Origin of the sequence: Streptomyces sp. WG5 (assembly GCF_049974565.1) — a bacterium.
In the GTDB taxonomy this organism is placed as follows: domain Bacteria; phylum Actinomycetota; class Actinomycetes; order Streptomycetales; family Streptomycetaceae; genus Streptomyces.
This window is the reverse complement of sequence record NZ_JBNGGC010000051.1, coordinates 1-21,329: the sequence shown is the minus strand read 5'-3', so window position 1 is coordinate 21,329 and position 21,329 is coordinate 1. Positions and strand designations below refer to the sequence as shown.

The 21,329-nt window shown below is 68.7% G+C and carries 18 protein-coding genes and 3 pseudogenes; 15 read left to right on the top strand and 6 right to left on the bottom strand.

Going from position 1 to position 21,329, the window contains the following annotated elements; all coding sequences use genetic code 11:
- The first annotated feature begins 74 nt into the window (after nucleotides 1–74).
- Nucleotides 75–1,175, top strand: a complete 1,101-nt coding sequence (locus ACP4IX_RS34065) for an LLM class flavin-dependent oxidoreductase (protein ID WP_426558372.1) — start codon at nucleotides 75–77, stop codon at nucleotides 1,173–1,175.
- On the opposite strand, the gene ACP4IX_RS34060 is transcribed toward ACP4IX_RS34065, so the two are convergent.
- The gene (locus tag ACP4IX_RS34060; protein WP_426558370.1) at nucleotides 1,151–1,477 is read right to left on the bottom strand and encodes a hypothetical protein; all 327 of its coding nucleotides are present in this window, start codon (nucleotides 1,475–1,477) and stop codon (nucleotides 1,151–1,153) included. The two genes, ACP4IX_RS34065 and ACP4IX_RS34060, sit on opposite strands and share 25 nt — an antisense overlap.
- A 97-nt stretch (nucleotides 1,478–1,574) precedes the next feature.
- Between ACP4IX_RS34060 and ACP4IX_RS34055 the strand changes: the two are divergent.
- The 6 genes and pseudogenes from ACP4IX_RS34055 to ACP4IX_RS34030 all read left to right on the top strand — a co-directional run.
- A pseudogene (locus ACP4IX_RS34055) lies at nucleotides 1,575–1,830 on the top strand (type I methionyl aminopeptidase); the annotation flags it as partial.
- Between the two features lie 142 nt (nucleotides 1,831–1,972).
- Complete coding sequence (locus tag ACP4IX_RS34050; protein ID WP_426558368.1) at nucleotides 1,973–2,992, top strand: ParB/RepB/Spo0J family partition protein; 1,020 nt, start codon at nucleotides 1,973–1,975, stop codon at nucleotides 2,990–2,992.
- A gap of 722 nt (nucleotides 2,993–3,714) precedes the next feature.
- Nucleotides 3,715–5,193 carry an ABC-three component system protein gene (locus ACP4IX_RS34045; protein WP_426558367.1) on the top strand — a complete coding sequence of 493 codons (1,479 nt, stop codon included), beginning with the start codon at nucleotides 3,715–3,717 and terminating at the stop codon, nucleotides 5,191–5,193.
- The gene (locus ACP4IX_RS34040) at nucleotides 5,186–5,665 is read left to right on the top strand and encodes a three component ABC system middle component (RefSeq protein ID WP_426558365.1); all 480 of its coding nucleotides are present in this window, start codon (nucleotides 5,186–5,188) and stop codon (nucleotides 5,663–5,665) included. Before ACP4IX_RS34045 ends, ACP4IX_RS34040 begins: the two co-directional genes overlap by 8 nt.
- 4 nt (nucleotides 5,666–5,669) lie before the next feature.
- Nucleotides 5,670–7,634, top strand: coding sequence for a DUF3732 domain-containing protein (locus tag ACP4IX_RS34035; protein WP_426558363.1), 1,965 nt, complete (start codon nucleotides 5,670–5,672; stop codon nucleotides 7,632–7,634).
- 143 nt (nucleotides 7,635–7,777) lie between these two features.
- Complete coding sequence (locus tag ACP4IX_RS34030; protein WP_426558361.1) at nucleotides 7,778–8,281, top strand: SMI1/KNR4 family protein; 504 nt, start codon at nucleotides 7,778–7,780, stop codon at nucleotides 8,279–8,281.
- On the opposite strand, the gene ACP4IX_RS34025 is transcribed toward ACP4IX_RS34030, so the two are convergent.
- From ACP4IX_RS34025 to ACP4IX_RS34015, 3 genes and pseudogenes are all read right to left on the bottom strand, one after another.
- Nucleotides 8,276–8,416, bottom strand: coding sequence for a hypothetical protein (locus ACP4IX_RS34025; protein ID WP_426558403.1), 141 nt, complete (start codon nucleotides 8,414–8,416; stop codon nucleotides 8,276–8,278). The two genes, ACP4IX_RS34030 and ACP4IX_RS34025, sit on opposite strands and share 6 nt — an antisense overlap.
- A gap of 57 nt (nucleotides 8,417–8,473) precedes the next feature.
- Nucleotides 8,474–8,581, bottom strand: a pseudogene (locus tag ACP4IX_RS34020) (transposase); the annotation flags it as partial.
- A 31-nt stretch (nucleotides 8,582–8,612) separates the two neighbouring features.
- Nucleotides 8,613–8,924: a hypothetical protein gene (locus tag ACP4IX_RS34015; protein ID WP_426558401.1), complete on the bottom strand. Its 312-nt coding sequence runs from the start codon at nucleotides 8,922–8,924 to the stop codon at nucleotides 8,613–8,615.
- Here ACP4IX_RS34015 and ACP4IX_RS34010 point away from each other — a divergent pair.
- From ACP4IX_RS34010 to ACP4IX_RS33985, 6 genes are all read left to right on the top strand, one after another.
- Nucleotides 8,878–9,024: a hypothetical protein gene (locus tag ACP4IX_RS34010; RefSeq protein WP_426558359.1), complete on the top strand. Its 147-nt coding sequence runs from the start codon at nucleotides 8,878–8,880 to the stop codon at nucleotides 9,022–9,024. The genes ACP4IX_RS34015 and ACP4IX_RS34010 overlap by 47 nt on opposite strands.
- Nucleotides 9,025–9,187: 163 nt before the next feature.
- Nucleotides 9,188–10,582: a DNA-binding protein gene (locus ACP4IX_RS34005; RefSeq protein ID WP_426558357.1), complete on the top strand. Its 1,395-nt coding sequence runs from the start codon at nucleotides 9,188–9,190 to the stop codon at nucleotides 10,580–10,582.
- Between the two features lie 108 nt (nucleotides 10,583–10,690).
- A complete protein-coding gene (locus ACP4IX_RS34000; protein WP_426558355.1) occupies nucleotides 10,691–11,506 on the top strand; it encodes a TnsA-like heteromeric transposase endonuclease subunit in 816 nt (271 codons plus the stop codon).
- On the top strand, nucleotides 11,503–13,617 hold the full coding sequence (locus tag ACP4IX_RS33995; RefSeq protein ID WP_426558353.1) for a Mu transposase C-terminal domain-containing protein: 2,115 nt from the start codon (nucleotides 11,503–11,505) through the stop codon (nucleotides 13,615–13,617). Before ACP4IX_RS34000 ends, ACP4IX_RS33995 begins: the two co-directional genes overlap by 4 nt.
- A 68-nt stretch (nucleotides 13,618–13,685) precedes the next feature.
- Nucleotides 13,686–14,663, top strand: coding sequence for a TniB family NTP-binding protein (locus tag ACP4IX_RS33990; RefSeq protein ID WP_426558397.1), 978 nt, complete (start codon nucleotides 13,686–13,688; stop codon nucleotides 14,661–14,663).
- A 253-nt stretch (nucleotides 14,664–14,916) separates the two neighbouring features.
- Nucleotides 14,917–15,144, top strand: coding sequence for a hypothetical protein (locus ACP4IX_RS33985; RefSeq protein ID WP_426558351.1), 228 nt, complete (start codon nucleotides 14,917–14,919; stop codon nucleotides 15,142–15,144).
- A gap of 201 nt (nucleotides 15,145–15,345) precedes the next feature.
- Here the strand turns inward: ACP4IX_RS33985 and ACP4IX_RS33980 are convergent, their stop codons facing one another.
- Nucleotides 15,346–16,722, bottom strand: coding sequence for a hypothetical protein (locus ACP4IX_RS33980; protein ID WP_426558395.1), 1,377 nt, complete (start codon nucleotides 16,720–16,722; stop codon nucleotides 15,346–15,348).
- A 796-nt stretch (nucleotides 16,723–17,518) separates the two neighbouring features.
- Between ACP4IX_RS33980 and ACP4IX_RS33975 the strand changes: the two are divergent.
- Both ACP4IX_RS33975 and ACP4IX_RS33970 read left to right on the top strand, forming a co-directional pair.
- Nucleotides 17,519–18,756, top strand: a pseudogene (locus ACP4IX_RS33975) (IS256 family transposase).
- A gap of 74 nt (nucleotides 18,757–18,830) precedes the next feature.
- The gene (locus ACP4IX_RS33970) at nucleotides 18,831–20,030 is read left to right on the top strand and encodes a competence protein CoiA family protein (RefSeq protein ID WP_426558393.1); all 1,200 of its coding nucleotides are present in this window, start codon (nucleotides 18,831–18,833) and stop codon (nucleotides 20,028–20,030) included.
- A gap of 44 nt (nucleotides 20,031–20,074) precedes the next feature.
- Here ACP4IX_RS33970 and ACP4IX_RS33965 read toward each other — a convergent pair whose 3' ends face one another.
- Nucleotides 20,075–21,223: a competence protein CoiA family protein gene (locus ACP4IX_RS33965; RefSeq protein WP_426558391.1), complete on the bottom strand. Its 1,149-nt coding sequence runs from the start codon at nucleotides 21,221–21,223 to the stop codon at nucleotides 20,075–20,077.
- Nucleotides 21,224–21,329 lie beyond the last annotated feature (106 nt).

Here is a 21,329-nt window from a genome sequence, read left to right as displayed (position 1 = left end):
GGGCGACGGACCACGGAATAGCGGCGGCCGTCCACACGTTGGGTCAAATACCAATAATTCAGGAGGATTCTGACATGCCCGCTGACGCCACGCAGGAGATCCGGGGAACGGTCCACGGCTCGGCTCCCGCACCGCTTTCCGTCCTCGACCTGCTGACCGTGGGCGCCGGACGCACGTCCTCCGACGCCCTCCGCACCGGCGTGGAGATCGCCCGCCTGGCCGAAGCCCGCGGCTTCCACCGCTACTGGGTCGCCGAGCACCACGCGATGCCCGGCGTCGCCTCCACCTCGCCGGCCGTGATCCTCGCCCACATCGCGGCCCGCACCGACCGCATCAGACTCGGCTCCGGCGGCGTGATGCTGCCCAACCACGCTCCGCTCGTGATCGCTGAACAGTTCGGGACGCTGGAGGCCCTGGCGCCGGGCCGGGTGGACCTCGGCCTCGGCCGGGCTCCCGGCACCGACGGCGCCACGGCGGCGGCACTGCGCCGCACCGGCCGACTCGGCGGGGACGGCGACGACTTCCCGCAGCAGCTCGACGAACTGATCCGCTTCCTGGACGACGACTTCCCCCAGGGGCATCCCTATCACCAGGTGCACGCCGTGCCCGGCCCCGTCCAGGGCACGTCCCCCGGTGGCGTCCAGTCGCCTGACCGGCCCGCCGTCTGGCTGCTCGGTTCCTCCGGCTTCAGTGCGCAGTTGGCCGGCACTCTCGGCCTGCCCTTCGCCTTCGCGCACCACTTCGCGGCCCACAACACCGTCCCGGCCCTGGAGCTCTACCGCCAGTCGTTCAAGCCGTCCGCGGCGCTCGCCGAGCCGTACGCACTCGTCGCCGCCTCCGCCCTGGCAGCGGATGAGGAGGAGGAGGCCCGCCGGCAGGCACGAGCCTACGCGCTGAGCATGATCCGGCTGCGCTCCGGCCGGCCCGGTCTCATCCCCACACCGGAGGAGGCCGACAGCTATCCGTACACCCTGGCCGAGCGGAACTTCGTGCGGTCGTGGAACTCCGACGTCATCCACGGCACGGCCGACGAGGTGCGTGCGGGCCTCGACGACCTGCACAAGCGCACCGGCGCGGACGAGTTGATGCTCACCACCTACGCCCACGACGACGCCGTCCGTCTGCGCTCGTACGCGCTGATCGCGGACGCCTACGGGCTGCCGGCGTCGGCCTGACGCACCGCCTGGACCCGCCGGGACCGTACGCCGGGGGGTGGGTCCAGGCGGCCTCCGAGCACCCCGACGACGGCGGAGACGGGCAGCACGAGGCTGAGGGCACCGCCCAGGAGGATGAGCTCCCATGCCTCGCCGGAGGCGGCCCGCTGCCGCGTCCCGTCGGCGGCGCAGATCCGGGTGACCGGGGCGCAGTCAGGACTTCCGGCGGTGACGTGCTGCCTGATGCCCCCGAGGAGCACGGCGATGGACGCGCCCTGAAAAGCGAGCGCGACCAGGACGCCGGAGACCGTCCACTTCCACATGCGCATTCCTTTCGAATGCCGCTCGGCACCGGTCCACGAGCCCGACACCGCCGCCGGGACGGCCGGTCTCGTCGGCAGGCACAGAACCGGACACCGGGGCGCCCTTTCGACCACGCACCAGGACCCGCACGTGCCGAACACGGGACGGCCCGGCCGCGGCTGCACCCTGCGTCCGGGCTGATGCCGACCCTCAAACCGTGGGTCATGGCGGACACGGCCAAGCCTGTCACGGACCCCGACGGCTGGACCCCGCGGAGCACGACCGGCTGCCGGACGGCACACACCGAGCACACCGTCGCCATCACCGAGGACGGGCCGAGATCCTCACCGTGCCGAAGACGGCACTGGTGTGAGTCGGGGCCGAGAGGGGCGCCGCCCACGGGCACGAACTCGATGTGCCCCCGCGGGCGCCCCCGCCGCAACTTCGGCACCGACGAAGACAAGACCCGCTTCGGCGAAGAGCTGCGACACGCGCAACTGGCCGCATGCGTCGCCGTGTCACGCTCTGCCTATCTCGCACTGTGGTCCGACCACGCAGACCGGATCGGCGACGCCGTCCACGTCCTGGTCAACGGTGAGCGTCGCTTCCACAGCGCCGTCCACGTCGGCCTGGACGCTTTGGACTTCGTCGTCCGCGACGATTTGGCGACCAGCCGCGAAGCATTCATCAACCACCTGCTCAAGGAGAACCTCGAGCGGGAGGACTTCGACGTCATCGAGCGAGCCCGAGGCGTCGAGCAGCTGGTGGCCGTGTGCGCGGAGCAAGGAGAGCGTGGAGCCAGGACCCGGGCAGCTGAGCAGCTCGGCAAGGACCGCTCGTGGGTGACCAACCAGCTGGTGCTGCTGGGACTGCCTGGCGAACTGCAGGCAATGCTGAGTGCCGGCTCTCTTCCCGAGCGAGACGGACGAACGCTGGCCCGGTACGCCAAGGAGAACCCCGACCTTGACGCGACCGCGCTCCTGAATCACCTCAAGGCCGCGAAAGAAGCTGCAGCTCTCGCCAAGGCGGAGGAACGACTCAAACTCCAGGCGCTGCGCACCGGGGAGGACAACGTCTTGTTGTCCGCGGACAACAAACCCGTCGGACAGGACCTCCCCACTCCCGAGGCACAACCGGCTGAGGTCGCCGCGGCACTACAGGATGGGAGCTTGTTGTCCGCGGACAACAAACCAGCGGAACGGTCGGCTCCCACGACAGGAGGTCCCGTATCGGTGGCCCCGTCCGGCGCCGAAACTTCTGTGCCTGCACAAGCCAAGGCTCACGAGAACCCACCGCGTACCTCGCACTCGGACGCGCCGACAGAGGAGTCCGTGTCCCTAAACGGTCCACTCGCGGCCCTGGAAGCCTGTGTGCAGCAGGCCACTGAGTTCGCCACCAGCATGCAGTACCTCGCCAAGATCCACCGTGACGCAGCTGCTGTGGACCGGGAGGAGGCTGACAGGCTGATCGAGATCCTCCACGGACGAGTCGAGCGTGTCCTCCGTCAGCTCCCCAATGACGTGCGAGGGATCTGACCCACCGCACGACAAGTAGGGGCGCGGTCCGGCAGACGCTGGGTCGCGCCTCTCTGCTGAACGCCTGCAACAGCAGGAAGCGGGCGTCGAGTTGAACTCACATACCGCGGCTTCCCGAGCGTTCGCCGTGCCGCATCCAACTGTCAGCCCGCAGGCCAATGCGGGTTCGGCATGCCGTCATCGCTCATGTGCGCCCGCTGCCAGATCCCTTTCCAGTTGAACGGGGTCTCCGGGACAAACCGGTGCCGCTGCCCGCACGGACATGGAGCCAGCACCCACGCGCACCCACGGCACAGCTCCACCCAGCCGTGCCCGGTCGAGTTCGACACCAGCGGTCTCTCGTCCCCGCAGGCGGGGCAGCCGGGGAGATCGGCGCCGTCCACAATCGCGTTCTGCCGCCGGACGTACTCGGACAGCGGCAGCAACGGATGGCGAAACGGGTCTTCGTACAGGCACGGTTCGGGCCTGCCCACCAGCTGAGACGTCTTCGAACAGCTCAGAAAGCTAGCGTCCTAAGGCATCCCCGCACGGGCTGGCCGCCGCCGGATCCGGAAGGGCGTTGGCGGCGACGCGCCCGCATGCGCTCCTTGCGTTGCTCGAGTGTCGGTGCAACCCACTCATGCCACCCCACTGGCGGCTTCCATCGCTGCATGTGCTCACGTTCATCAATCCCACACCAACGGCAACCGCTGGGCGCAGGTATCCGCAGGTCAGACCCCTCAGTGGACATTGCCACTCCTTCCCCTGACCACATTCTGCCCGCCACCACTGACATCACCCCGCGGTCTACCGTGCTGCTGAAGCGAGCGTCCACGACGGACGCGCAGACGCCACTGGCCCAACAGCCGCTCCTCAGGAACCGTCTCACTGGGCTTCTGCCTGTGCATCCCCAGCAGCAACTCCTCACCACTGTCGGCATCTACCCCGATGGAACCGATAACATCGCCGCCGTCATACTTATGTTCGATTACTGTGATGTTCTGGACGGGCAACATCAGAATCGGGAGACTGTGGGCATGGCGTCCTCCACGCATGAGGCATCTGCTTCAGCCCTGGGCTATACCTTCCAGGCGCAGCTCGCCCTCCTGGAGCTGCTGCGGGGACAAGAGGATCGCCCGGACGGGGCGATCAGCCTGGAGCTCCACGACGACGTTGCGTGGGAAGAAGACGGTCGGCCCGTTGAGCTCCTGCAGGTCAAGCACCACATCCGCAGCGTGCGCTCGCTCGGCGACAAGGACGACGACGTGTGGCGAACTATCCAGTCTTGGATGGATACCCACGCCCCTGGCGACGAGTACGGCCCCATGCTGACCCTGATCACGACACAGGAAACCCGGCCCGGTACGGCTATGGCCGCGCTCAAGGCGCCCAATCCAGCACCCGCACAAGCCCTCGACCTACTCATCGCCGCCGCGCAGGAGTCGGAAGCCAGGGCAACGAAGGACGCACGGGCAGCTTTCCTGGCACTTCAGCCGGCGCAGCGTGCCGTCTTCGTACAGAGGATGAGGGTCATCGACGGTTCGCCGTCCATTGACGACCTCGACACTCAGGTACGGGTGAAGCTCAGGGCCGCGCTCCCCGACGGGCACGCCGACTCCTTCATGTGGCAACTGTGGGCGTGGTGGTATGAGCAGACGGTGGACATGCTGCAGAAGCGGCACACCAGCGTCTCCGTGACCCGGCTGATGCAGCGCATCAGCCGCATCCGCGACGACTACACCTCCGACAGACTGCCCACACTGGTGGCCCGTGAGGACTTCCCGCAGGAGGCCGAGACCGAGCGGGCCGATGCCTGCTTCGTCCACCAGCTGCTCTGGGTAGGCGCCAGCCGCCAGTTGAACAAGGCGATGGTGGACTATTACCGCGCCTACACCCAGACCGTGGCCTGGCTCGAAGACGACCTGGTGGGCCTCGACGAGCTGGCGCGGTTCGAGGACAACCTCGCCGACGAGTGGCAACGGGAGTTCGACTGGATGCTCGATGACCTGGGTGAAGATGCCACCGACCGTGAGCAGGAGCAGGCTGGCAAGGCGCTGCTACGCAAAACCCTGGACCAGACCCGGTACCGAATCCGTGAAGCGTACGACGAGGCGTTCTTCTCCCGGGGGAAGCACCACGAGCTGGCCGACCGCGGACGAGTCGGTTGGCACCCCGACTTCGAGGAACGGGTGAAGAACCTAATCAGGGCCGCCCATGCCTAGCTGGAGCCAGCGGCCGCAAGCCAGCGCCGCCTTCCTCAACCCTGCCCTCGTCGCCGCCATCGCAGCCACAGCAGCACGCGACTACGAGCGGGAAGCCTCCGGCAGGCTGATGCCGTGGCCGATGGCCTTCGTCGTGGCCCCGCTGGTCCTGCACCGGCCCACGCGGCAAGCGCTGCCCACCTCGACGCGCACCCATCTGACGAAGTGGGTGGCGGACCACCCGGCACTCGTCGCGGGCCTTGCCGCGCGCAGCACCTCACTCGCGCCCGCCGTAGGGGAAAGCCTGCGGTTCGGCCTCCGCCACCAGATGCTCACCATCGAGCAGGGCTCTCTCAAGAGCCGGATTGCGTCGACGTCCCGTACCAAGGGCGAACTGGCCGATCTGATTAGGGCCGCATCGTTGATAGGCCGCTGGACTGCCAAGTCCGACAACCCTTCCACCGTCTTTGCACTGCTGGGCGTGAGACCCTGAGCCGGTGCAGATCCGGTCGATCATCCTCTACAGCAAAAGCGGCGAGAAGCGCGTCCTGGACTTCCGGCTCGGCGAGCTCAATATCGTCACCGGCACCTCCCAGACAGGCAAAAGCGCGCTGCTCGACATCGTCGACTTCTGCCTAGGCAGGGACGAGGCCACGCTCCCGATCAGCCCAATCTTCAACACCGTCGCTTGGTATGCAGTCATCCTGCAGTTGCCGGACACCCGTATCCTCGCCGCACGGCCCGCGCCTCGCCCCGGCGCCAAATCCGTCACCAACGCCATGCTCGAAGTCGGCAACGACCTCGGTATCCCGGAGCTGCCCGACCTCCGCATCAACACCGACTCCGCACAACTGCGCCAGCAGCTCGGACGCCGGATCGGCATCGGAGACGCTCGCAGCGAACCGGTGCCGGGAAGCCTGCTCTCCCCGCTCAGCGCCAATCTCGGACACGCCGTCCTGCTCTGCCTGCAGAACCAGGATGAAGTCGCTTCCAAACGAGCCCTGTTCCACCGGCAGAACGAGCGCGGCATCCCCGAGAGCCTCAAGGCCACGATCCCTTACTTCCTCGGCGCTGTCCCCGAGGACCAGGCCGCGCTCCAGCAGCGGCTCACCCAAGCCAAACGAGCCGTGCGCCGAGCTGAGAACGACCTCAAAGCCGCCCAGGAAGCAAACCAAGGCATCGAGGCCCGCCTTGAGTCCCTCCTCGGCGAAGCCCGCGTCCACGGACTGCTCCCCGACAACAGCGTCGACACCTCTGACAGAGCAGCTGTCATCGAGGCGCTGCAGCGGTCCGCTTCCTTCCGGCCCACCCCGGACAACGCGGACGAGCGACAGCGGCGGCAGGAACTCCTCCTCACCGAGCAGGCATCGGCTCTCCGGCGGCAGCTGCGCTCCCTCGCAGAAGAACGCCAGCTCCTGAACGACCTGGAGACACAGGCAGCCGGCTACACCGGCGCCGTCGCCCGCGGCATGTCACGTCTGTCGGCGCTCAACCTCGTAGCCGACGGCTTCCCCGGCGAACACAGCTGCCCCCTGTGCGGAAACGAGCTCACCGAGCCCGACCCCACCGTCGCCGACATGCACACCACCCTCGCAGACCTCCGCGGGCAGCTCGACAGCGTCCGAACCGTCCAGCCCCGCCGCGAGCATGCCCTACGCGAGATCGAGCAGACGGCGACGCGCCTACGTGAACAGCTCCGCGGCATCGAAGGCGCCCTGAGCGTCATCGCCGAACAGCGCAACCAGCAGGCCGGCCTCCTCGGACAAGCTGAAGCCCAGGCCTACACCCGCGGCAGGATCAGCGCCTACCTGGGCCAGATCAACACCACATCCGACAGCGGACACCTCCAAAACCTAGAGACGAAAGTCGCCGTCGCCCGGCAACTCGTCCAAAACATCGAAGAAGAGCTCGACACCGACGCTGCCGACGACAAGCTCATCCACGGGCTCAGCTACCTCAGCGGCAAAATGACCGGCCACGCCCGAACTCTACGACTCGAGCACGGCGACCGCCTGGTCCGTCTGGACCTCAAGAAGCTCACCATCGTCGCCGACACCCTCGAAGGCATCACCGAACTGCTCCGCATCGGCAGCGGCAAGAACCACGTCGGCTACCACGTGGCCGCCCACCTCGCCCTCCACCAGTACTTCGTCGCCAACAGCCGGCCCGTACCCCGGTTCCTCATGCTCGACCAGCCGACCCAGCCCTACTACCCCTCCGACATGGCCAAACAGCGCGGACGGCTGGAGGACATCGCCCTGGACGAAGACCGCGTGACCGTCACCCGCCTCTTCGAACTCATGCACCAGGTCGTCAGAGAACTGTCCCCGAACTTCCAGATGATCGTCAGCGACCACGCGGACCTGCCCCACGACTGGTACCAGGACTCCGTCCGCTACAACTGGCGCAACGGCGAAAAACTCATCCCCACCACCTGGCTCGGAGACCAACCCACCCCGTAGCCAGACACCATGCCCCACTCTCCGCCATCAGTACCCGCCCCGGACAGAACCCCCAACAGCGGCGCTGAAGCTCCTATAGATCGTCAAGCCCGTGGGCGGGCTCCACAGGATGCGTTCGTGACGCGGTTTGATGAGGTAAGGCGATGTTTTGGGGCGAGGGCCGATACGGCGTTCAGCCGCCGTTGACCGACGCGGTCGTTCAGGACGCCGAGCGTCAGCTCGGCGTCCGTCTGCCAGCTTCGTTGCTGGAGCTGCTGCGGGTCCAGAACGGTGGCCTCGTGGCGGAGCTGTGGAACGCGTTCCCGACCGAAGTGCCGACGTCGTGGAGCGAGAATCACGTTCCGTTCGACGACATGATGGGCATCGGCCGTCGCGACGGCCAGTTGTCCTTGCTGGACACGGCGTATCTGGTTGAGGAGTGGGGGCTTCCGTCTCCTCTGGTTCTGTTGTCCGGTGATGGTCACTGCTGGATCGCTCTCGACTATCGGGGGTGCGGGAAGCATGGGGAGCCGTCCGTGACGTGGTTCGACGTGGACGACGGCACGGAGCTCCCGCTGGCCGCGGACTTCCAGGCGTTCGTCGAGGGTCTGGTCGCGGCCACCTCGCTCGATTCCGACGACTCGGACGGTGACCGGTCGGCGTCATGATCCAGCTCTGGCCGAGCCTGTCGTGTTCAGGGTGTTGGTGCTCACGAGGTGCCTGTAGATCTCGCGGGCGACGAACCTCTTGAGACACCGCATGATGTCCTTGCTGGACATGCCCTCGGCAGTGCGTCGGGCCACGTAGTTCCGTGTCCGTTCGTCGTGCCGCATGCGGACCAGGACGATGGTGTAGTGGGCACTGTTGGCATGTCGGTCTCCGCCGCGGTTGATGCGGTGGCGGTTGGTGCGGCCCGACGAGGCCGGGACCGGGGCCGCGGCGCAGAGGTGGGCGAAGGACCTTCGGATCTGAGCCGGTCGGGGTTGTCTCCTGCGGTGATCAGCAGTTGGCCGGCCGTCTCCGTCCCCACTCCGGGCAGGGCGACAAGACTGGGTGCCGCCCGGGCCACCAGGGGAGCGAGTCCGCGTCGGCCTCTTTGATCTCCTGCTGAAGGGTCTGGTAGCGGCGGGCCAGGCGACGAAGTGCCGTCTTGGCCGCGCAGGCCGGATCCGCGAGATCACCGACCGGCCGGGTCCGGGCGAGGGTGTCGATCAACAGACCGGTGGGCAGTCCACGCAGCTTGTCTCGCAGGGCGGAGGGAGCGGTGACCATCAGAGCGCGGATCTGGTTGATGGTCTGCGTTTTGGCCACCCGCGCCCGCCGCCTGGCCGCCATCGCCCTGCCTGAGGAAGAGACCGAGGCACTGGCGAACCTGCTGGGTGGGCGCCGGGTGCCAGTCCGCATCGCCTAACCCCTGTCCTGGGGCCAGAGGTTTGGGACCGGGAATGTGTGGGCCGGCGGCAGAACGGCGCCCACCGCCGTACGGTGAGACACCCATCTGTGGTTGGCAAGGCCAGGATGGACATCCGTTGCCTCACCCCCGCGCGGATCGCGGAACACGAGACCATGGTGGAGTGACCTGCTACACCAGCCCTCTGCGGATTGCTCCTCTGCGGAGGGAGACGACTTCGTCGCTGATCTGCCGCATCGCGAGCCGCTACGGGCTGGAAGCAAAAGCGCTGCGGGCGTGCTGGAAGTGGCGCAACTACCCGCCTGGCCATGAGGGCGGAGGCCCGCGGGCCGACGCGGAGGTGCTGCTGAACGCGGCCGGGCGTCAGCTCCTGGCAGACCTGTGCGGCGTGGAGGAGGACGTGCTGGCGCGGGCGTTGCCGTCCTGGGGAGAGGGGGACGCACGGCTGCGCGTCGAAGATGACGATCCGGTGGGGCTGTGGCGGACCGGTGGTGCGGTGGCCGGTCCCGTGGCGTTCGGCTGCCGGCTGTGCGCGGCCCGGCGCACGGGGACAGCTTTCCGGGCGATGCGGTACGCCCCGCGGTGGGATCGGGTGTGTGTTCGGCATGGGCGGTGGCTGTTGGACGCGGATGCCGACCAGCCGCTGGAGTATCTGGATCTGCGTGGCCTGCCGGAGGTGGTGGCGGCGCAGCGGCGGCGGGTCTCGGTTAGGCAGCGGGCGGTACGGGCCGGCGCGGAGCCGGAGCGGGTGTTCGCTCTGGCGCAGGCGGTGGTGGCCCGGTGGTGGGAGCATGCCTACGGCTGGGAGCGGGAGACGATCTGGCCGCGGCGCCTGCACCAAGTCGCGGGTGGGGATGCCGGTGGTGATCTGGAGCGGTGGCGGATCGTGGGGCGGGACGCGGTCGTCTTCCCCGAAGTAGTGACGGTCGCGGACGCGCTGCTGGACCCGGCTATGGCGGATCTGGTGTGGAGGGACAGTGGTGAGGGGCGGCCGCGGGCGCTTCCCGCCGACGGGATGTTCTGTCGCAGGCTCGGTGAGCGGCTGGGACGGGGGTGGCTGGGGCCGCTGGCCGCGACGGACCACGGCGGGCCGCTCATCGCCTGGATGGGCGGCGTCATCCGCCTTCGCCGCGGCGCCGGCGGACCGCCCGGCTACGACAACGACCCGTGGTGGCTGCGCCAGGAACACCAGGCCGCAACCATGGCCGGCCAGCTGCGCGTGCTGGGCAAGGAGAAGAAGGCGCCCGGTTCGGGGACGATGTGGCGGGCTGCGGTGCCCGCAGAGCAGCGCAGGCTCATCACCAGCGCTATCGACAGTGCCGAGGAGCAGCTGCTGCAGCTGCGCGGGGTGCACAGTGGGCCTACCGCCGAGGCCGCCCAACGGTTGCTGCGCGGTCTCGGCCACAGTGCCGGTCTGATCGAGAACGCCTGGAAACGCACGGCGGTGGCGGCGGTGAACGGCGGGGTGCCCCTGGAAGAGGTCGCCCGGTGGGTGGACATGCCTGCCGAGGTGCTCCGGAAAATGCTGACCGCGGACAGACGGGATGACGACCGCTGAGAGGGATGCGCCAGGGAGAAGTCGGCTGTTAGCTGATACGGCACTCGTTCGTGGCAGGAACAATGAAAACAGTGGTCCGGGCGGGCGGGAGCGGCTTGGCTGGCGCGGGTGATCAGCACAGGAGCGGCGCGGCCCAGGAGCCGGGCAGGGCGAGCAGCCGTCGACCAGGGTGGCGGGTTCGAGGCAGTGTTCCTTGACCCGGTGGACCAGGCGGTGCAGCAGCGGTGGGCGGACGCCGCCACGACCGTGGCGTTCGAGGACTTGGCGCCGGTGTCGGCGTTCCCGGTAGTCCCGGGGCGGCGCTGGGGGCCGGGCCTGTGGTGGTCGGCGACCACCGGGCGGCACGTGGCCGCGGGGTCGAACGCGATGCGTACCCAGCTGATGGTCCTGGACCGCGACCCTGACGTGACCGGGCTCGCGGGGCGTCCTGTGCGGCTGCTGTGGCGGGACGATCGGGGGCGGGTGCGTTCCTGGGTGCCGCAGCTGTTCGCCCGATACCGCGACGGCACAGGCCTGCTGGCCGACTGTCCCAGCCACCCGGAAGCCGGCGGCGACCGTGCTGTGAAGGCTGCCGAAGCGGTGGGCGAGGCGTGTGAGGAGATCGGCTGGGCCTACCGGCGGCTTGCGCCGCTCGACGACGTGCCAGCCGCCAATCTGAAATGGCTGGCCGGCTACCGCCACCCCCGCAACGCCGGCCGCCCCGGCGTGATGCCTGCGGTGGTGGAGGCATTCGCGCGGCCGCGGCCGCTGATCGAGGGTGTCGAAGCGGTCGGTGACCCGATCGAGGTCCTGCCGGTGGTCGTCCACGCCCTGTGGCACGGCCGGGTGACGGCAGACCTGGAGGCACCGCTGCATGAACGCGTCCTGGTCGGTCCTGCGGGCTGGAGCGGCCCGGGTCCGGGCACGACGGGAGGGGCCCGGTGACCGCGCGGCGCAGTGCCCGGCCATCGGTGAAGGCCGGGGCGCAGGTCCGGTTCCGCGGTGTGAAGTGGCAGGTGGTCGCCCTGTCCGGGCAGGTGATCCATCTCGTCGGCCCGGAAGGCGGTGGCGAGGCGGTGCTCGCCGGTTACCTGTTCGCCGATCCCGGCTTCAGCGTCATCGGGGCCGACGTGCCGCAGGCGGCCCCGCAGTGGGGGCTGTTCGAGACCGCCCCCGCCGCGGCGCGGGAGAAGGCCCTAGCCTGGCAGCGGCACGTGAGGGAAGTCGAATGCGGCCTTGCCGGCGGGCCCGGCAGCGCTGGAGCGGTGCGGGAGCGTTACGACCCAGAGCGGCACACGCTGGCCGAGCGGGACCAGGCCAAGGCCGAAGAGCTGACCGCGCTCGGCTTCGGGCGGGTGTCGCGTACGACGGTGCAGCGCATGCGGCTGGCCTATCGCAAGCAGGGCCTGTGGGGGCTCTTGGACCACCGCACCACTCGTGCCGCCAGCCCCACCGGGCGGTCCGATGAGCGGGTCGTCGCCGCGGTCCGTGAAGCGCTGCGCCGCCGGCGTGGGCGCTCCAAAGGCACCATCAACGGCCTGTTCCCGCTCATCAACCAGATCCTCGAAGATCAGCATGACCCCGGTACGGTGCCCGTTCCGTCGCAGGCCACGCTGTACCGGCTCGTCACCTCCCTCGCCCGCCCCGGTGAACTGCCCAGTGGTCCGGTGCGGCAGGTGCCCGCGAGTGTCGAGGGGCGGGCCTTCACCCCCGCCATGGCACTGCGGCCGGGCGAGCAGGTCCAGATCGACACCACCCGCCTGGATGTCCTTGCCCTCTTCGACGACGGGCGCCTGGCCCGGCCCGAGCTGACCATCGCCGTCGACGTCGCCACCCGCTCCATCCTGGCCGCCGTGCTGTGCCCGAGCGCGACCAAGGCCGTGGATGCGGCCCTGCTGCTGGCGGAGATGGCGGTCCCGCACCCGGCCAGGCCGACCTGGCCGGACATCCTGCGCATGGATCACGCCCGCACGCTCCCCCACCAGCGGCTGGCCACGCTGGATGAGCGTCTAGCCGGTGCGGCGGCCCGGCCGGTCGTGCTGCCCGAGACGATCGTCGTCGACCGGGGCAAAGTCTTCGTCTCCGCCGCCTTCACCGCCGCCTGCGAACACCTCGGCATCAGTGTCCAGCCCGCCCCGCCCCGTGCCCCCACCGCCAAAGGCATCGTCGAGCGGACCTTCGGCACCATCAACGCCCTGTTCTGCCAGCACCTGCCCGGCTACACCGGATCCGACGTCACCCGCCGCGGCCCCGACACCGAGAAAGACGCCTGCTACAGCGTCGCCCAGCTGCAGGACCTGCTCGATGAGTGGCTGGTGCACTACCACCACCGGCCCCACGAAGGGCTGCGCCACCCGATGATGCCCAGGAAGGCACTCACGCCGAACGAGATGTGGGCCGCGCTCGTCGCCGTCGCCGGCTATGTGCCCGTCCCGTTGACCAGGCGTGACTACCTCGAACTGCTGCCCGTGCGCTGGCAGGCCATCACCCCCGGCGGCATCAGCATCCACCACCGCACCTACGACGCGGACCTCCTCGCCCCGCACCGCGGTCAGGCATCCCCCGTCGCCGGCCGCAGCGGGAAATGGGAGATCCACTACAACCCCCACGACGTGCGCCAGATCTGGGTCCGGCTTCCCGACGGTGAACTCACCGAGATTCCGTGGATCCACCGCGACCATGTCCACCGGCCCTTCGACGAACGCACCTGGCAGCACATCCGCACCCAGGCCGTTGACGGCAACCACGGTGACGCCGAGCAGTACGAAGCCAGCCTCGCCGACGCCCTCGACCAGCTCATGCGCCGCGTCCACAGCGGCCACGCCACCACAACGGAGCAGGCACTCCTGGCCCGCACCGCCCGCCTCCCTCTCCCCGCAGCCCGCGACGGGGACCCCGGCACCGAAGCCCCCGCCGACAACTTGGCGCAGCAAGCCACCGAAGGCAATGACGACAGCATCGACGACCTCGACGACCTGCCCGACGACGACGCCAGTCCCGCCCCGGTCGCCGGATACGGGCTCTACGACGCCTACGAGGAAGCCGCCACATGGTGAACCCCAGCCACACAAGCGCGAGCAGCGCGCCAGCCGGCGACAGAGGCGGAGCCGAGCTGTCCTGGCCGCTGACCACCTGGAAGGGCTGGCACCGCTTCGCGACCACCGACCCCGTCGTCCCTCCCCGGCCCGGCGACCCGCCCCGCAGCACGGAGGAACGCCTGGCCTACCACTCCAGCTTCGTCACCATCCGCACCCCCGCCATCCACGCCCTGGCCACCCAGGTCCGCACCCTGATGATCCTCGGCCGTCATCAGCAGACCACCGCACGGCCCTCCCTGATCGTCACCGGACCCGCCGCGGCCGGGAAAACCACCGCCCTGTTGAACGTGGGGCGTACCTGCCACCTCGCCCACACCCGCAAAAACCCGCCGCCACCGGGAACAGCACACACCGCGGTACCCGTCGCGTATGTTCTGGTCCCGCCCGGCGCGACCGCGAAAACCCTCATCACCGAATTCGCCCGCTACCTCGGCATCCCCGTGGCCGCGCGCATGACCCAGACCCAGATCACCGAAGCCGTCTGCCACACCTACACCCAGGCCGGTGTCCAGCTGGTGATGATCGACGAGAACCACCGCCTCAACCCCCGCACCACCACCGGCGCCCAAACCGCCGACCTCTTGAAAGACCTCAGCGAACGCCTGTCCGCCACGTTCGTCTACGCCGGCATCAACGTCACCGACACCCCCCTGTTCACCGGCGTGAGAGGCGCCCAACTCGCCGGACGCGCCACCCTCGTCGACTGCGGCCCCCTCTCCGCCCGCCACGGCAAGCGTGAACCCTTCCGCGAGGTCATCACCGATATCGAGAACGCCCTCGACCTCCAGCAGCACAAACCCGGCACCCTCCCCCGCCACACCCCCTACCTCCACCAGCGCACCGCCGGCCGCATCGGATCCCTCACCCGACTCATCCGCCAAGCAGCCATCACCGCCATCCACGACGGCACCGAACGCATCACCAAAACCACCCTCGACACCATCCGCCTCGACCACCTCGCCGAAACCCAACACCGTCCCCACACCCGCGCCCGAAGCCGCTAGCCCCGCCCATCAGACAGGCAAAAGGCTCTGACCAGCACAAACACCAATCGGGCCTTTACACGCTAGAACTACCTACAACACACCCAGCTGCCCTCAGCGCAGAACACATAACTCCAGCTCAGATACACCGACCCAGCTGCCAAGACCGCCAATTCCACCTCTCAGCGAACCAACAACACACCAGGCCAGCCGCCTCACCGAACACCAACAAACCCCCCTCCCAGCGTTACCCGCCCAGCGCCTCGCCCGGAAGATGGTTGCCGACCAGTTGGCGCTGATCGACAACCCAGTGCAACGCCTCGCCCAACAAATGGCGGCTTCCATGCCCAAGCTGGACATCGCCGCCGACCTGCACCAGCCAAGCGGTCCTGACGAAGCCGTTGATGAAGGAGTCGAGCAAGCGGACTCTTCCGATGCGCCGGAAGCCCGCAGAGCAGGGCCAGAGGACGCATCCGCCGACGAGGACCAGGTAGGCGAGTGACCATCGAGCCGCAGCCGGCCACCGCGTGACGGCGGGGGCGCAGCGTCGTTGGACGGTGCGCCCCTGGAGCTGGGCCCCCGGGGACGTCATGGCTGGTCCCCCGGGGCCCGTGAGGTGTCCGACTCCGAATCGGTCAGTCTTCCCCGGCCGCCGTGGCGGTGAGCCAGTCGGCGGCTTCGGCATCGGTCATCACCGGAATGGTCATCGTCCGTCGGGCGATTGTGCGGAGGGCGGGAGCGCCAGGTCGAGGAGAGCTTTGAGGGTTTGGCGGTCGAGGCCGCTGTCGAGGTGGAGGGAGCGTCGTAGAAGGTCTCCGACGTCCTTGGGGTCGAGTCCGAAGCGCACACGAGCGTCCAGGCAGATCTCGCCGAAGAGTGCGGGGGCGAGTCGGGGCTCTCGCAGGATGTACCAGTCGATGAGGTGCACGACATCGCGCCGGATGTCGCCCAGGAGGACATCCTTGGAATCGTCGAGGTCTTCGGCATCCCGGGCAAGCCCCCCGAGGACCGCTTCGATGATGGTGGTGCGCACGGCGGCGAGGGGGATGAAGCCGTCGGTGCCGTCGTTGATGGCTACGGCGGGCCACCAGGCCAGGTGCGCGGCCTGCTCCTCGCGCCTCGTACTGCTGCCCCGGGTGAAGAGGCGGTTCTTGGATTCCTCAGCGTCCTCGAGGCTGTCGGCGATGATCTTCGTGAGGCGGTTGTGGTCCTCGACCAATCCCCGGGGCTGCTCGGTGCCGAATGCCGTCGTGGCGGACAACAGCTTCTCCGGGCCGTGGGTCCGGCGGTACTGCTCGGCCCAGTCACAAGCGACCGGTCGGGACCACCGTGGCCCCTCGGCCGTCTCGGCCTGGGGCGGGGGCAGGTGCTTCCGCCCGTGCTTCGGATGCGGCAGGTCCTCCAGCTTCAGTTCGGCGATCTGCGCCAGGCCGGCGCGGTCGACGAAACGGGCCGGGTCGAGTTCCGGTGCCTGGAGATCGACGGTGCACTGATCGAGCGGCCTGGAGCCGGGCTTGCGGTGGGCGGCCCACAGGGCGAGATGCTCACGCCAGTGTGGCAGCGGTCCCTCCGAGGCTCTGAAGTCGGCGATCTTCGCAACCCGCGCGGCGTGTGACGTCGCCGGGCGGGCCAGGACGTCGATGGCCGTGACGGTGACGGCGTCCGCCACCGGCCGCGCTTCGTACCCCTCGTAGGCGTGGTCCACGATCTGCTGGGGCCGGTACCAGCGGGTTCCATCCCACCAGTAGCCGCCATGCCGGTACAGGAACCCGTTGTTCCCGTACATCCACTCGTGGTGCAGGTCGCTCATGTCTTTGTCGCGGATCAGGAGAACGGTCCGCCCATGCTCGGGGTGCTGATGGACCGCCCAGGCGTAGTCACGGTTCTTCGTCTCGGTGGTGAACGCCACCCACCCCCCACCGCGCAGTCGGTCCGTGCGCCCCCACAGCCCCTCACCCTGATTACGGCCCGTCCGCTCAATCGCGTCAGGGTTGTCCAGGAGCAGCCGCTCGTCGTTGATGAACGGCAAGCCGGGAACCGGGTGATCGGTGCGTAACCCGTTGGCAACCGGTTGGATCATGCTCACGAAAGTGCCTTCCTTCTGCGACTCTCGGGCCACCAGGGCGGATCACACCCCGGCACGCCCCTCCACCCCGCAGCATCGACCTCCGCCCTCAGCACCACTCGTATCGCTGTCGGAATGCCACTGGTAGGGGGCCGCACCGCCTGCTGATCCAATTCTGACGACATCACCCGAGCGCGTCCGATGAATTACCGAACCCGCGCACTCTTGACATGCCTTGAGCAGCAGCTAGAGCAAGCGCGCGGGGCTGACCGCGGACAAGCTCCAGGCGCCAGCGGAGCTCGGCCATGAGCGGGCCGAATAACGAGGGCGGCACCGTGCCTCCACTGCCATCTGACGACTGGCTACCCGGCGGTTGCCGCAGGAGCGCTGCAGGCGCTCTGTCAGTGGCGCCTGCTTTCCTGCTGTCCTATCAGGTACGCCGCGGCTTACATCGGATCGCTAGGAGATGCGATTCATGCCATTCACTGCGCTACATCCCGACTTGGGCCGTCTGAATGCCACTCTTCCGGACCTCGGAGGCGGCCTGCAGTGGGGCCTGGTCCACAAGGTCCGTCCACGTGTTCCCCTCGCCTGCCCCGAGTGTGCCTGGGGTCTGCACCCCAAGGTCTCTCGGTACGGCGTGCGGTTCTTCTGTCACGATCCAGGGCGGCCGCGGTTGCGTCCTGGGAAGTGGTGTACGGGCTCCCACCTGATCCGGGCGTTTGTCCTGGCGTCGGAGTGAGGGTCCGGATATGAGAACGGCCACCGGCTGATCTTTCGAAGTGTCGAAGCCTCGAAGGAGATCAGCACGATGACCGCACCTGACAGTCTGCCCCTGCACGCCCTCGCCGAGGAGAACCTCGCTGCGGCGAGTCCCGATCTGCTGCGCGCGATGGTCAAGACGTTCGCCGACGCGCTCATGTCCGCGGAGGCCGATGCCCTGTGCAACGCCGAATACGGGCAGGTCAGCGATGAGAGGGTCAACCACCGCAACGGCTATCGCCCGCGCGAGTGGGACACCCGCGCGGGGACCGTCGAGCTCGCCGTTCCCAAGCTGAGGCAGGGCAGCTACTTCCCGCACTGGCTCCTCGAACGGCGCCGCCGGGCCGAGCAGGCCCTGATCTCGGTGGTGGCCACCGCCTACCTGCTGGGCGTCAGCACGCGCAGGGTCGAGAAACTCGCCGAGTCCCTCGGAGTGACGCAGCTGTCGAAGTCCCAGGTCAGCGCGATGGCCAAGCACCTGAACGAGCAGGTCGCAGCCTTCCGCAACCGGCCCCTGGACGCGGGGCCGTATGCCTTCGTCTGGGCCGACGCCCTGACCCAGAAGGTCCGCGAGGGCGGCCGGATCATCAACGTCCACGCGCTGATCGCGGTCGGTGTCAACGCCGACGGACACCGCGAGATCCTCGGCCTGGACGTCGCCACCGCCGAGGACGGCGCCGGCTGGCTGGCCTTCCTGCGCTCGCTCATCGCCCGCGGTCTGTCCGGCGTCCAGCTCGTCGTCTCCGACGCCCACGCCGGCCTGGTGGACGCGATCGGCGCGGTGTGCCCGGCGCCTCCTGGCAGCGCTGTCGCACCCACTACGCGAGAAATTTGCTGAGTCAGGTGCCGAAGTCGGCCCAGCCGTGGGTGGCGACCCTGCTGCGGACCGTGTTCGAACAGCCCGACACCGACGCAGTGAAGGCCCAGATGGCACACGTCCTGGACGCGCTGGAGGCCAAGTTCCCCAAGGCCGCAGCCCACTTGGACGCCGCCCAGCACGACCTGCTGGCCTTCACCGCCTTCCCACGGGAGATCTGGCGGCAGATCTGGTCGAACAACCCCCAAGAGCGGCTGAACAAGGAGATCCGCCGCCGCACCGACGTGGTCGGCATCTTCCCCGACCGCACCGCCGTGATCCGGCTCGTCGGCGCCGTGCTGGCCGAGCAGAACGACGAATGGACCGAAGCCCGCCGCTACATGGGCCGCGAGCTCCTCGCCAAGGCCCGACTCCACCCGATCGAGTCAGAAACCGACGACACCGCCCTGCCCACCGAACTCACCGCATAGCCTCAAAACGAGATCACCGAGTGGCCGTCGATACACCACTCCGGCGGACGTGACCACGGCCGCCGTCGTGCGAGCTGTCGAACGAGTCGTGGGAACACCACATGCTCAAGCTGGAGATGGCGGCCGCGATCCGAGCAGCGGGGTGGTACGCCACGTTGGAGGTGCCGGCCGAGGACGGCTCATGGCGCGCGGACGTCATGGCGTCCTCCGTGGACGGCACTCAGCGTATGGCTTGGGAGGCGCAGCTGTCGCAGATCACCTTGGACGACATCGCTGCCCGCACCGACCGCTACGTCAACGAGGGCATCCGGGTCTGCTGGGTGTCTCCGCATGAACAAACGCCGCAGTGGATCAGCACGGTCCCGGCAATCCGGGTTCGTCCTCCAAAAGAGCGGGAGCAGGATTGGGTCGTGGACGACGGCCTCGCCGGATTCGACTTCTCCGCTGGCGGCTGGGTGTTCCGTGAGGCGCCGCTGTCCCGGTTCGTGCGCTGGGCGCTGCATGGGCAGCTTGTCCCCGCGTCGGTCTTGCCGCGGTATCGGCGGGTCTACCGCGTCATCGACGGCAAGCAGCGGCGGTTTCGGCGGAGCCAGTGGTGGACATCGCTGCAGTCGGTCGGCGACCAGAAGAAGCACGAGGCGATGCGGCAGCGGCAGGAAGCTGCGAAGGCCGAGCGGGAGGCCCGCGAGGAAGAAGTGGAACGCCGTCGGCGGGCGTTGGAGGAGCAGGAGCGGGCTCGCAGGGCGGAGGAGGCCGAGCGCCTGCGCAAGCAGCAGGAGGAGGCGGCCCGCGTCCGCTGGGAGGAGATCCATCGGCAGTGGGCTGAGGCGGCTGTGCTCCGGGCGAGGGAAAAAGCGGACGAGGAGGCGCGGCTCGCCCAGGAGCAGGCCGAACAGGAGGAGATTCAGCGGCAGGTGTTGGAGACGGCGAGGGCGTGGTGGAGTCGGCTGTCGTCGCAGCAGAAAACCGAACTGTTCACCGCGGTCGCTGAGTATGCCTGGCGCAAGTCGAGTCTGCGGGTGGAGGTTCCGCAGAATCCGGTGATGTCATCGGAGTACGCCTACGGAGTGCCGGTGTACTCGCTGGGGCGGCGCCGGATCCTGTACGGAGTCGTACGGCCCTGCCCCAGCCTGATCGCTTACTCCCCCAGAGTGCAGCGCTTGCACGCCTTGGCCAGAAGTTCCCAGGAGGCCAGGGAACTGGCCGCGGTGATGGCCGGAGGCCGGGTCACCAACCTCGACCTGCCCGAACACGAGCAGCTGACCATGTGCTGAGAGCCAAGGGCTTACCCGGACCAGGCCGGCGAAACCGAAAGCCCTTACATCCGGTCGAGACCGAGCATCCGGTTCACGGCCTGCCGGGCAGTGAGGCCGCCCTGGCCCCGCTGCGGAAGAGCCGCCGGCGGGGAAGCCGCGGGGAGCTCAACGGGGAGGATCTCGATGCGCTGGCCGGGGGCGGCCTGAGCCGCGATGCGGCTGCGCTCGCGCTCGGAGGCAACGAAGAAGACCAGAGAGGCCAGACGGCGGCGCAGCGCGGGGAGGCGGCCCGCCACGGGGCAGATGACCGCATGCGGCTTTCCGCGCACGTACACGGGCACTCCGATGGCGAACTCGGGGCTGCCCTCGCGGGCGACGCTGGGGTAGGTGCCGGCCTCGTGGTAGACGAACTCCACCACCGGTTTGACCAGGGCCTTCTGGCGCTGGAGGAGAGCCTCAATCGCCGCCAGGTGTTCCTGCTCGGCAGCCTGCCGCACCTTGTGTTGTCGCTGCTGGACGGCCAGCAGGCGTTCAACGATCTGGTACTTGCGGATGTGCGCCTGGAGCTGTTCCTCTTCCATGTCAAAGTACCGCCGAGTGATCCACCGCCACTTGCCCTTGGTGCCCCAGCCCACGCGCAGACGGTGCGGGCGGGTGGCGTTCGTGCAGATGGCGGCGACGAAGCGTTCCAGCGGAAAGGGCGCGGCCGGCTCCCACGTGCCATGTCCTTCGCACGGCAGGGGCCCGTCCACACCCGCGCCGCAGTCCTCGCACTCACACAAGTCGCAGACCATCCGGTCTTCGCACCACTTCGGCTCGAAGCGGGCGGCGCCAGCGGTGACCTGGACGGGGCCGCCTTCGCCGGGCCGGGCGATCCGGACGGAGGGAACGTGGTCCAGCCATGGGACCGTCTTGCGGTCAGTGAACCAGCACACCTCGACACCGGCCTCGGAGTACCGGGTGGTGCGGGCCTCGATGTCGGTGACCGAGATGGAGGCCATCTGTGCCTCCAGGGCCACGCGGCGGCTGTCGTCGGGCGAGGTGGCCATCACGTCCGCGCGCCAGGAGCCGTCCGGGGCGGCGACCTCGTACTCGGCACTCCAGCCCGCCGCGCGGGCGTGGTGGGCGAGGTCCAGTTTGAGCAGATGGTGGGCCATGCCCTCGCCGGCGGCCCTGGCTTCGCAGTGGGGTGCCTTGTTGGCGTGCCGCAGGAACCACAGGTCGTACGCGCCGTGGGTCTTACTGAGGTTTTCGGGTTGTCGTCGGGTGGTGACGGTTCATGATCCCCGCGGTATGCCGATGAGGTGAGGTATCCAG